This is a genomic window from Actinoplanes sp. ATCC 53533, from assembly GCF_003947245.1.
On the sequence record NZ_QHHV01000025.1, the window covers coordinates 79,944 to 91,527 of the forward strand.

Here is an 11,584-nt window from a genome sequence, read left to right on the forward strand (position 1 = left end):
TTGGTGGCGGCGCCGGTCGGGCGCCGCCACCACGAAGGGGCGAACTAGCCGCAGCTGATCCCGCCGTAGGGCGCGGGGATCTGGGCCGTCACCGGTTGGCCGCCGACGGTTCCGGTGACCTTCACCGTGGCGGTGCCGGCCGGCACCGTCTTGGCGCGGGAGTTGAACGCCTGGTAGGCGGCCTTCCCGGGGGCCGTGCCGGTCACCGTGCGCGACCCGTACGGCGTGCTCAGCTCGATGGTGAGCGGCACGTCGTCGGCGTTGCGGGCGTTGACCGACACGTAGGCGTTGCCGCCGACGCACTGCGTACGGGCCAGCACCTCGACGTCCCAGGCCGGGCCGCCGTCGCCGACGGTGAGGGTCAGCGTGGTCTTCGTCGCGCCGGCGGTGCCGACGTAGTCGGGCCGGATCAGGTCGCCGATGACGGTGTAGCGACCGGGGGTGTTGACGATGGTCGAGTCGAAGTCCCAGTCGACGCCGACGGCCTGGTTGTCCCGGGATCCGTCGTTGTAGGAGACCTCCACCTTGTCGGGCAGGTAGGGCTGCTCGCCCACCGCGACGGTCTGCTGGAACGCCTCGGCACCCTGGATCGAGATGCCGCCGGAGGACATCTCCGGCCGCACGTAGACGCGGGCCTCGGCGACCAGGCCGTAGGTGTCGTTGGCGCCGTAGACCACGAACGGGTCGACGTTGGGCTCCGCGACCAGCTCCGGCGCGATCGGCTGCCAGGTGAACCCGATCTTGCCGCGGGCGCCGCTGGCGTAGATCCCGTCGAGCTCACGCGGCAGGGTGGGCACCTGGCCCACACCGGTCCGGATGAGCACCGGCGAGCGCACCGAGTCGACGGTCTCGCCGTTGGCCCGCCAGCGCAGCACGCCCGTGCCCGCGCCCTCGCCCTGCACACCCCAGATGCGGACGCGCAGCAGGCCGGCCGTGATCGGTGCGAAGTCGAAGTGGTTGGCGGTGTTGACGGCCAGGCCGTCGGCGTAGGTCGAGCCCTTGGTGAGGGTGACCGGGGTCCAGGTGGTGCCGTTGGTGGAGGACTCGATGGCGTAGGTCGTGGCCGTGGGCCGGCGGGTGCCGCCGTTGTCGTCGTACCAGTAGATGTCGGTCGAGGACAGCCGCACCGGCGAGGTCCACTGGTACTGGATCCACGCCTCCTGCTCGGGGCTGGTGCCGTTCCGGTCCTGGCCCCAGGTGCCCCAGCCGTTGCCGGCACCCGGGCTCGAGGTGCTCGGGGTGGTGGCCTCGTTGACCCGCTGGTGGCTCTCCCACGGCGAGGTGCCGCTGGTGGTGATCGTCGCCGAGGAACCGAACTCCGCCACGACGGCCCGCTTGGCGAGCGTCACGGCCACGGTCGCCGCGGTCCGTTTCGCACCGTCGTCGGCGAAGAAGCGGAACACGTAGTCGCCGGCGACCGTGCCGGTCACCCGGGTCGTGAGCGCCTTCGCGTCGGCGAAGATGACGCCGGCGCCCGGTGGTGCCGAGACGGTCTCCCAGCCGGTGGCGAGGTCGTTGTCGTAGGGGATGCCGTCGTCGGACGCCGTACCGACGAGCTTGGTGGACAGGTTGCCGTCCGCCGATCCGTCGCGCGCCGCGGTGACGACCGGTGCCTGGTTGGCGACGGGTGGCACGTCCCGCCCCGAGTCGTGCACCTTGATCTCGGAGATCGCGGTGAAGAAGGTCGGGTTGTCGGTGAAGGCGATGCGGATCTTGTTCGAGGTCACGGTGCTGAAGAGCGCCTCGTTGAATTTCGCCGAGGGGATGGTCGGGTTCTTGAACTGGCCCGGCACCTCCTTCCAGCCGCCGCTGCCGTCGGGCACCTGGACCCACCAGCGCGCGGGCTCGCGGTAGCCGCCGGCCTGCCGGTCGCTGACGAAGAACGCCTTCACGTTGTCGAACGACTTGGCCGAGCCCAGATCGAGCTCGACATAGCCGTTCTTCCCGGTCGCACCGTAGTTGCCCCAGTACGGCTCGTTCGCGGTGACGCCGTCGGTCACGGCGCCCAGCGACACCGGCCGCTCGGTCTCCTTGATCGCCCCGGGGGTGTGGTTCATCGAGGTGCTCAGTCCGGGGGTGTGGAACTCCCGCCATGGCGTCGGCCGCGCGCCCTGCTGGGTGTACGACGAGCCGAGCTTGGCACCGGCAGCCAGGTTCGGCGCGTCCTCGGTGAGGTCGATGCCGGCCGTCTTGAGGTAGTCGACGACGCGGTCGTCCTGGATCGGGGTGTCCACCGCGCTCGGGAAGTTCGTCGCCGTCGTCGCGGTGAAGGTGACGGTCAGCCCCTGCTCGGCCTGGACCTGCCTGGTCTTCGGGTCGTAGGTGAGCTTGCCGAGCTTGTCGGTGCTGACCTTCTTCTCCCCGTTCAGGAACAGGCTGTAGCCCGCGCCCAGGCCGTACTCGGTGCCGTCGGGGTCCCAGACGACCGTCACGTCCTGCCCGTGGTAGCGCAGGTTGTTGGCCATGAAGTGGTCGTAGCCGAGCGCGATCGGCGACAGCTCGATCTTGTCGTCGGAACGCGGCTGGAGCCCGGCCATGTCCTCGACGAAGATGTAGTTCATGTTCCCGAGCATCACGTGGTTCGGGTTGTTGCGGGTGAAGGTCTTGGTGGCCGCGTTCCAGTTGGAGTAGTACTCCGCCTGGTTCGCGACCCGCAGGTCGGCACCCGGGTAGGTGCTCCACGCCATCCAGTCCAGCAACCGCTTGGCGTAGGCCGGGGTGACGTACTTGTGCGCGGGGTCGTAGTGGCGCAGCGCGGAGCGGACGCCGCGGTACTGCACGGTGAAGTTGATGTTCGAGAAGTTGTTGGAGCCGCCGATCCCGTACGCCGCCCGGTCGTACTGGTTGGCGGTGTAGAACGGGAAGATCGGGAAGTTGTCGCCGTAGGTCAGGAAGCGGAACCCGTCGACGTACTTCTGCCACTGGTCGAACGGGATCAGGTTCTGGGCGTAGACGTCGTAGAGGTTCGACTCCTTGGCCGGCACCAGGTCGCGGGCCGACGCGGGCAGCGGGTTGGCCCGGCCGTTGGAGCTCGCCGCGCTGGTGGCGCCGTGCGACGTGCCGGCCAGGAACATCCGCGTGTCGGGGCTCCACAGCCGGTTGAGGACGGCGTCGCGGACGCCGTCGGCGCCGGCGGCCAGCTGGTCGACCTTGGCCTGGTCGGCGCCGGAGATCTGGTAGAGCTGCCGGGCCGCGTCCAGCGCGCCCCACACGTACGCCGATTCCGGGCGCTCGAGGGTCTGCGCGCCGGGTGCGCCGGCGTTGGCCTTCGGGAAGCCGAAGGAGATCGCGTCGGCGTCGTTGCCGGGCATGTAGTTGGTGTCGTAGGCGATGAGCTTGTCCTTGTTGCCGTCGTAGTGCTCAAGCTGCCCGACGCCGTCGCCCTCGAAGTAGGTGGCGAACTTCCCGGCGATCTCCTTGCCACCGCCGTGCACGTTGTAGGCCTCGATCCCGGCCGTGCCGACGTACTGCGAGTAGTGGTTGTTCCAGCTCGTGTGGCCGGGGCTGTCCAGGAAGGCCGAGGAGCCGGACAGCTCACCGATGTTGAGGATCTGCCCGTACGGCAGATAGGGCGTGCGCAGCCACTTGGTGTCCTGCAGGTGCATCGGCTGGGTCAGCGCCACGGCGTTCTGATAGAGGTTGACCCCCTCTATCGTCGCCGGATACTGGTAGACGTGGCCGGTGGCGTTGGCGTCGAGGCTGTTGTAGCGCTCGCCCCACCAGCGGTAGACGATGGCCTTCTCCAGCGCCGGGTCCGGCACGTCGATGTAGGGGACGTCCTGCGCCCATTGGCGGTTGAAGGCGGTGATGCCGGTGCGCACGGCCACGGCCGGCGACAGCCCGGCGTAGTCCCGGTAGCTCTCCACCGTCTTCGGCAGCGTCGCCGAGGAGACCGCGCCGACGACCGACAGCGACAGCGAACCGCCGGCGGGCACGGTGACCTCACGGTCGAGATTGGTTCCGGTACGGGTGAAGCCCGCGCCGGTGAGGCCGACCCGGATCGTGTCCCACGCGGTGTCGCGGAGGCCGTTGTTGGCGCCGCTGGTGATCGTCCGGGTGCCGGTGAGCTCGGCCGCGCCCTGGCCGGGCTGGGTGGCCAGGGGCGAGGCGGCGCGGACGGTGAAGGTCGCCGCGGACCCGCCGGGGTTGGTGAAGGTGATGGCGGTGACCGCGACGTTGTCGTAGGTGATGAACTTCGTCAGATCGGCGGAGACACCGGTGCCGCCGACGGTGTAGCGGCTCTTGGCGTGGCTCGGCGCGTTGAACCGGTTGGCGTTCACCTCGGTGACCGTCTGCCCGGGCACGGTCACGGTGTAGAGGTTGCCGAGGTTGTTGGGGCCGCCGACGAACGCGCTGCCCGCGAAACCCATCACGGTGAAGTTGTTGTTGCTCGCGCCGCGCAGGTAGAGCGAGCGGCCCCGGGTCATCAGCACCGCCGACCCGAGCGTCCCGGGCACGCCGAGAACGCGGTCGAGATAGTAGTCCGTGCCGCCGGCCGCCAGGTCCTTGGCGAAGATCGACTCGTGCATGTTCGCCGCGGTGAACGGCACGCCGGGCTTGAGCTGGTTGGCGACGTCGCCGAGGTTGCTGTACGCCGGGTCTCCGATGTCCATGACGTGGCTCTGGCCGTCGGTGTAGACCCCGACGTCACCTTCGTTGCCGGGCAGGACCGGGCCGGCGGCGTGGGCCGGAGTCGGCAGGCCGACCGCCGCGCCCGCCACCACCAGCGCAGTCAGGGCGGCCCAGACGGGCGCCCTTCGCACGCGTCTATGTGTCATGGTGCTTCCTCCTTGATCTCGCGGAGCGTGGGGAGCCAGACGCGCATCGTCGAGGGTCCGCGGTTGGCCCAGGCGTGGTATTCGACCAGCGGCACCTCGTCGGGCTCCGCCGCCAGCACGGGGGCCGACTCGCGCGGGTCGGTTCGATAGGGCCAGTCGCCGTCGTCCGGGCGCCCGCGCCGGCAGCGCACGGTGACCCTGCCGTCGGTCAGGCGCGGCGGCCGGCTGGCGTCGATGTGGAGCTCGTCGACGGTCTCGACGCCCGGCACGTCGGTCGATTCCAGGGCGAGCACGAGCGGGCCGCGCTCCACCGCGACACAGCCCCGGACCGCGTCGATGCGCGAGTCCGGGTAGGTGAACCGGGGCGCCATCGGCAGCGACAGCACCACCTCGTCGCCGCGCCGCCAGCTCCGCCGCTCGGTGACGACCCCGGGCGCGACCGGCCGGGTGTCCCCGTCGACGGTCAGCGTCGCGCCCCGGGTCGCCCAGCCCGGCACCCGCAACGACAGCGACCAGGGGTCCTCGTCGTCGCTGTCGATCCGCACCCGGATCTCGCCGTCGCGGGGGTAGTCGGTCGCGACGGTCACGCACAGGTGCCGCCCGTCGGCGCGGCGGTGCTCGACCGTGCCGGGCATGTACTGGTGCAGCTGCAGACCCTCGTCGTCGGAGGTGGCGACGTACGCCGTCAGGCTCGCCAGGGTGCGGGCGACGTTGGTCGGGCAGCAGGAGACCTCGAACCAGGGCGCCCGCTGCGAGGCGGCCGCGCGCAGGCTGGGCCGGTCGGTGTCGGGCGAGGTGCCGAGCTCGCGGCGGTGCAGCGTGTTGGCGTAGAAGAAGCTTCGCCCGTCCGCCGCGGGCGAGGTCGCCACGACGTTGAAGAGGGTCCGCTCGATGAGGTCGGCGCACCGGGGGTCGCCGTCGGCCAGCAGCAGCCGCCACGCGACCATCACCGAGCCGATGCCGGCGCAGGTCTCGGAGTACGCCCGGTCGGGCGGCAGCACCCAGTCGCCACCGAACGCCTCGTCCTGGTGGCGGGAGCCCTGCCCGCCGGTGATGTACGTGCGCCGGGTCACCGCGTTCTGCCACTGGTTACGCACCGCCTCCAGCAGGCCGGCGTCCTTCAGCTCGACCGCGACGTCGGCCGCGCCGGCGGCGAGGTAGTTCGCCCTCGACCGCGTGCCCACGAAGGACGGTCGCCTCCCGTACCGGCAGCTCGTCCTGGAAGTACTCCCGGCCGAACTCCACGTCGCTGAGCCGGCCGTGGCCCCTGCGGTCGACGAAGAGGGCGGCCTGCGCCAGGTAGCGGCCGTCCTCGGTGACCCGGGCGAACTCCACCAGCGCGGTCTCGATCCCCGGATGACCGCAGACGCCGTCGATGCCGTCGGGCCCGAACGTCTCGCACAGGTTGTCGGCGGCCCGGCGGGCGATCTCCATCAGGCCGTCGTCGGCGCCGGGACGCGTCCGGGCACGGGCCACCGCGGCTTGCAGGAGGTGACCGACGCAGTAGATCTCATGGCCCCACTCGAGGTCGGACCAGCGCGGTGCCTGACCGGGACGGCCGAACTTGGTGTTCAGGTAGCCGTCGGATTCCTGTGCCGCGGCCACCCGGTCCACGACGGCCCGGAACCGCGATTCGAGGGCCGCGTCGCCGGTCCGGCCGATCTCCCAGGCCAGCGCCTCGAGGAACTTGTAGATCTCCGAGTCGGAGAACTCGCGGCCGCGACGCTCCCCGGGCAGGCCGCCCCGGACGGCGAGATCGAAGTTCCGGATCCAGCCCTCGCGCTCCAGCCAGTGCTCGATGTGCGCGAGGCTGGCCGCACCGTTGACCGATTGGCGCTCGGCCCAGAATCCGCCCGTGATCCGGACTTCACCCAACCCGAGCGGCCGGAGCCGGCCTCGGACGGGCAGGACGGGCGCGGCCACAGCTGCGGTGACTGTCATGCCTAGCCTTTCAGCGCGCCGGACATGAAGCCGCGCACGTAGTGTCGTTGAAGCAGGAGGAACAGGACGATGCACGGCAGGGCCAGCACGACGACGCCGGCTTCGGTCGCCCCGTAGTCGACGACGCCCTGGACCTGGCCGCGCAGGTTGGACACCGCGAGCGGGAGCGTCATGCGCTCGGTGTCGTTGATGAGGATCAGCGGCGCCATGAAGTCGTTCCACGCGGCCAGGAACGAGAAGAGCCCGACCGTGATGAGGCCCGGCTTCACCGCGGGCAGCAGCACCCGCCACAGCGCGCCGAACGACGAGCAGCCGTCGACGGTCGCGGCCTCGTCGAGCTCGCGGGGCACCGCTTCGAAGGAGATCCGCATCAGGAAGGTGGAGAACGGCAGCTGGAACATCGTGAGGACGAGCGCCACCCCGACCAGCGAGTTCTCCAGCCCCACCTGGTTGAGCAGCACGTAGAGCGGGATCAGCAGCGTCGCGTACGGGACCATGAGGATGGCGAGCGTGACCATGAACAGGATGTCCTTGCCGGGGAAGCGGAAGCGCGCGAACGCGTAGCCGCCGAACAGGGACGTCAGCAGCGTCAGCACGACCGTGAGCACCGAGACGAACACCGAGTTCGCGATGTAGCGCCAGATGCCGGCCTGGTAGCCGGCCAGCGTCTCGTAGTTGCCGAACCCCCAGCCGTCCACCTGGTTGGTGCCGGCCTGCGGGGAGATCGAGGCGACCGCGGTCCAGACCAGCGGCGCCAGGAAGATCAGCCCGACCGCTCCGGTGAGCACCCAGTAGGGCGTTCGCAGCGCGATGCCGGCGATGGTGACACCACGCGGCTTGCCCGGGCGGGCCGGGGCCCCGCCGCTCGGCACCGCGCTCCCGGCGGCGGTCGAGGTGGGACTCGAATCGACAGCCATCGCGTCAGCTCTCCTCGGACCGGAAGGCGCGCATCTGCAGCGCGTTGACGACAATCAGGCCGAGCAGCGCGATGACCGAGATGGCCGCCGCCACCCCGAGGTCGTTCTGCCCTTGGAACGCCACCATGTAGATGAGCTGGACAACGGTGATCGTGCTGTTGTCCGGGCCGCCCTTGGTGAGGATGTAGAACTGCTCGAAGGCCAGCAGGGAGCCGGTCACGCAGAGCACGGTCGTCAGCGCCAGGGTGGGGCGCAGCAGCGGCAGGGTGACCCTCGTGAAGGTCTGCCAGCGGCTGGCGCCGTCCGAGCGGGCGGCCTCGAACACGTCCGCCGGTATGCCCTGCAGGCCGACCAGCATGAGCACCATGTAGAAGCCCGCGTAGCGCCACACGATGAGGAAGATCGTCGAGAGCAGCGCCGCGGTCGGTGAACCGAGGAACGTGAAGTCCCAGCGCTCCATCAGGGGCGCCAGCGGGCTCGCGTACGGCGAGTAGAAGACGTAGAACAGCAGGGACGCCGACGCCAGCCCCAGGGCGCTGGGGATCAGGAACGACGCGCGCAGCAGGTTGTTCCACCGGCTCGACTCCTGCACCAGCAGGGCCAGGCCCAGCCCCAGGACCAGCAGCAGCACCGTGGCGAGCACTGTGTACTTGACGGTGAAGACGACCGAGTCGGCGAAGAAGCGGTGGTCGAGAGCCTTGGTGAAGTTGTCGGGTGCGTTGATCCCCTGGTCGCCGGTGAGCAGCGGCCATCGCGACACCGACATCTTGATCACCAGCAGCAGCGGCAGCGCGAACAGCGCCACCACGAAGATCGTCGTCGGAGTCGCGTAGAGCCAGCCGAGCAGGGCGTGACGGCCGCGGGGTCGCGCGCGGCCCCGCGGCGCGTTGACGCTCATGGAAACCTCTCGTTCGTTCAGCGCTCGTTCGTGCAGCGCTCGTTCGTTCAGCGGTGGACGGCTACTGCTTGAGCACGGCGGTGATCTCGCCGTTGTCCTTCTGCGGGTCGCCGCCGCCGTTGAGCACCTGGTCGCGCACCAGGGTCAGCCACGGGCTGCTCGGCGCGTTGAAGGCCTGCTGGAAGTTCAGGGCGACCGGGGTGTCGCCCTTGCCGGCCACCTCGTTGATGGTGACCAGCCGCGGGTCGGCGGCGGCGTACTTGTTGTTGGCGAGGTCGGAGCGCGAGACCACGTCCTTGTTCTTCGCCAGCACCTCCACCTGGGCGGCGTCGGACATCATCCAGCTCAGGAAGTTCCAGGCCTGGGCGGCCTTCTTCGAGTCCTTCGACACGCCGATGCCGTCGCCACCGACGAAGGTGGAGGCTCCGCCGCCAGGGCCGGGGATGCCGGCGACACCGACGTCGAACGGGGTCGAGGAGAGCAGCGTGGCCGGGTACAGCATCAGGCCGACCTTGCCCTCGGTGAACGCGGCGGTCCACGTCGGGCCGGTCTCGCCGGCCGAGGACGGCAGCACCGCGCCGGACTTCCACAGGTCCCGCCAGGTGCTGTAGACCTTCTGGGCGGTCGGGTCGCCGAGCTTGGACTCCTTGCCGTCCTCGCTGAGCACCTCGCCTCCGCCGGCCCAGATGGACGGGAACCAGGTGAAGACCAGGCATCCGCCGCAGTTCAGGCCGGCCGCGGTGCCGTAGACCCCGTCCTTCTTCAGCGCCTGGACCGCCTTGGCCGCGGTGGCGTACTCCTCGAGCGTGGCCGGGGCCTTCTCCGGGTCCAGTCCGGCGTCCTTGAACAGCTTCTTGTTCCAGAACAGCATCGACAGGTCCAGGACGAACGGCAGCACGTGCGCCTTGCCGTCGACCGTGCCGGCCGACAGGTGCCCCTTGTTGATGGAGTCCTTGAAGCCGAGGCCGTCGATGTTCGCGCTGATGTCCTGGAACAGTCCCTGGTTCACCCAGTTCGGCACGTAGACGATGTCCGCGGCGAAGAGGTCCGGAAGGCCGCCCGCGCCGGCCGCGGCACCGACCTTCGCGACGTAGTCGTCGTTCGGCACCACGGTCAGCTTGACCTTGTTCTGGTGGCTGGTGTTGTAGGCGTCGACCAGGAGCTTCGCCTGCTTCTCCAGCGGCGCCCGGGTCCAGAGGGTGAGCTCGCTGCCGTCGTCGACGCCGTTGGGTCCGGCCTCGGCCGCGCCCTTGCCTTCCTTGTCGTCGCCGCCACAGGCGGCCATGCCGAAGGTCAGTGTCATCGCAAGGACGCCGGCCAGGGAACGCACGGCGGTTCGTCTGCTCAGGATTCCTATCATTGATGGTCCTCCTCGGATCTATCGGGTCTGGCGAAACGCCTGTCCACATAGCTGACATCGAGGGACGACTACGGGCCGAACGGCGTGTCGCGCCGCGTGAGGGCACGCCGGGTCGCCGGATCGCCGTCGCAGTCCGCCCGCGCCGAAAACCTTTTCGGGAATTCTGGCTGCCTGTTACGGTCGTGTCAACAGCTTGATTTCGGCGCCCCCGCAGGGCCCATCCCCCGCAGGCGTCCACGGTGCACCCGACGGGCCGACGCGGGCACGCCGAAACATCGTCCGGGATTTCGGCAGGCGGGTCAGCTGGTGCGTGCGGTCGAATCGCGCATCACGACGCGACCCGGAAACTGCTCCGAGGTGGGCGCGGCGCCGCCGTCGATGGCCGCGAAGAGGCTCCGGCCGGCGGCCGCTCCGAGGCGTTCGAGGTTCATGTCGATGCTGGTCAGGCGGGGCCGGGAGTGCGCAGCGACGGCTTCCCAGTTGTCGAAGCCGAGCACCGAGATCGAGCCCGGCACGTCCCGCCCGAGGTCGCGCAGCGCCTCCAGGACGCCGCGCGCGATCTGATCACTGCCGCAGAACACGGCGTCGACCTCGGGATGCCGCTCGGCGACGATGTGCGCCGCGGCCCGCCCCCAGGTCTCGTCCCACGACCCGTAGTAAGGCCGGCCGCCGAGCATGGTCAGGCCCGCGTCGGCGAGCGCGGCCACCGCGCCCTCGGCACGGTCCCTGGCCGCCTGGAACCCGGCGTCACCGGTGATGTGGGCGACGTTGCGCCGGCCGCACGCCAGCAGGTGCTCGATGGCGAGCCGCCCGCCGGCCACGTTGTCGACCGTGATCGAGATATCGTCCGAGTTCGCGGATGAGGCGTAGACGTACACGACCGGCACGGGGATGGTGCCGACCAGCGGGGGCCGGGGGTCGGTGCGGGAGCCCACCACGATCAGGCCGTCGACCCGCCGGGACAGCAGCGCGCGGACGTGGTGCGCCTCCCGGATCGCGTCGCCGCGCGCGTCACACAGGAAGACCGAGACCGGCCCGGCCCCGAAGGCGTCCTCCGCACCCATCAGGATGGGAATGGAGAAGCGCCCCTCCAGGTCGCTGGTCAGCAGGCCGACGGTGCCGGTCCGGCCGCCGAGCAGCCCGCGGGCGAGGGCGTTCGGCGCGAAGGAGAGCAGCGCCGCGGCCTCCAGCACCCGCTCCCGGGTGGCCGCCTTGACCTCGTCGCGTCCGTTGATGGCCTTGGACGCGGTCGCCACGGACACCCCGGCGAGCCTCGCGACATCGGTCAGCGTGGGCACCCGGCCGGCAGGGCTCCCCGCCTCAGTGCTCATGTGACTTTCCCTCTCAGCGACCGGCCCGCGCGGTGCGCCACGACAGGGCCGCTGCCGAAACCCTTTTCGGCGAGTTTCGCTACCGTACCGGGCCTCACGAAGCCGTGCAAAGCCCGTGTTTGCACCGGTTGACGATAACCAACCGATTCGTGCCATCTGAGCGGGCGGTATCCCCGAAAACCCCGTCGAAACTCCGGCGCGGGCAGCGCGGCACGGCGGTCAGCCGAGGCGGACGCCGGTCGTCTTCGTGACCCTCGCGGACGGCACACCCTGCGTCCCCATCGGCATGCGGGCCGCGCCGAGGGTCGCCGCCGGGCTTTCGGACTAAAAGTGAATCATTCTCGCGGACGTCTTGACAG

The 11,584-nt window shown here is 70.2% G+C and carries 7 protein-coding genes; all 7 read right to left on the reverse strand.

What is annotated here, in order from left to right; genetic code table 11:
- Positions 1-44: 44 nt before the first annotated feature.
- Positions 45-4,778 carry an Ig-like domain-containing protein gene (locus DMB66_RS09885; protein ID WP_233624433.1) on the reverse strand — a complete coding sequence of 1,578 codons (4,734 nt, stop codon included), beginning with the start codon at positions 4,776-4,778 and terminating at the stop codon, positions 45-47.
- The gene (locus tag DMB66_RS63570; RefSeq protein WP_233624434.1) at positions 4,775-5,962 is read right to left on the reverse strand and encodes a glycoside hydrolase family 127 protein; all 1,188 of its coding nucleotides are present in this window, start codon (positions 5,960-5,962) and stop codon (positions 4,775-4,777) included. Before DMB66_RS63570 ends, DMB66_RS09885 begins: the two co-directional genes overlap by 4 nt.
- The gene (locus tag DMB66_RS63575; protein WP_233624435.1) at positions 5,868-6,719 is read right to left on the reverse strand and encodes a beta-L-arabinofuranosidase domain-containing protein; all 852 of its coding nucleotides are present in this window, start codon (positions 6,717-6,719) and stop codon (positions 5,868-5,870) included. Before DMB66_RS63575 ends, DMB66_RS63570 begins: the two co-directional genes overlap by 95 nt.
- A gap of 2 nt (positions 6,720-6,721) precedes the next feature.
- The gene (locus DMB66_RS09895; RefSeq protein ID WP_233624436.1) at positions 6,722-7,636 is read right to left on the reverse strand and encodes a carbohydrate ABC transporter permease; all 915 of its coding nucleotides are present in this window, start codon (positions 7,634-7,636) and stop codon (positions 6,722-6,724) included.
- Between the two features lie 4 nt (positions 7,637-7,640).
- Positions 7,641-8,534 (reverse strand): carbohydrate ABC transporter permease, encoded by an 894-nt coding sequence (locus DMB66_RS09900; RefSeq protein WP_125803724.1) that lies wholly within the window; start codon positions 8,532-8,534, stop codon positions 7,641-7,643.
- A 61-nt stretch (positions 8,535-8,595) separates the two neighbouring features.
- A complete protein-coding gene (locus DMB66_RS09905) occupies positions 8,596-9,837 on the reverse strand; it encodes an ABC transporter substrate-binding protein (protein WP_233624437.1) in 1,242 nt (413 codons plus the stop codon).
- 356 nt (positions 9,838-10,193) lie between these two features.
- The gene (locus DMB66_RS09910; protein WP_125803726.1) at positions 10,194-11,225 is read right to left on the reverse strand and encodes a LacI family DNA-binding transcriptional regulator; all 1,032 of its coding nucleotides are present in this window, start codon (positions 11,223-11,225) and stop codon (positions 10,194-10,196) included.
- Positions 11,226-11,584 lie beyond the last annotated feature (359 nt).

What these genes read in the sequence shown, in the direction of transcription:
- DMB66_RS09885 (WP_233624433.1), bottom strand. Translation starts at nt 4,778, where the DNA reads ATGACACATAGACGCGTGCGAAGGGCGCCCGTCTGGGCCGCCCTGACT.
- DMB66_RS63575 (WP_233624435.1), bottom strand. Translation starts at nt 6,719, where the DNA reads ATGACAGTCACCGCAGCTGTGGCCGCGCCCGTCCTGCCCGTCCGAGGC.
- DMB66_RS09895 (WP_233624436.1), bottom strand. Translation starts at nt 7,636, where the DNA reads ATGGCTGTCGATTCGAGTCCCACCTCGACCGCCGCCGGGAGCGCGGTG.
- DMB66_RS09900 (WP_125803724.1), bottom strand. Translation starts at nt 8,534, where the DNA reads ATGAGCGTCAACGCGCCGCGGGGCCGCGCGCGACCCCGCGGCCGTCAC.
- DMB66_RS09905 (WP_233624437.1), bottom strand. Translation starts at nt 9,837, where the DNA reads ATGACACTGACCTTCGGCATGGCCGCCTGTGGCGGCGACGACAAGGAA.
- DMB66_RS09910 (WP_125803726.1), bottom strand. Translation starts at nt 11,225, where the DNA reads ATGAGCACTGAGGCGGGGAGCCCTGCCGGCCGGGTGCCCACGCTGACC.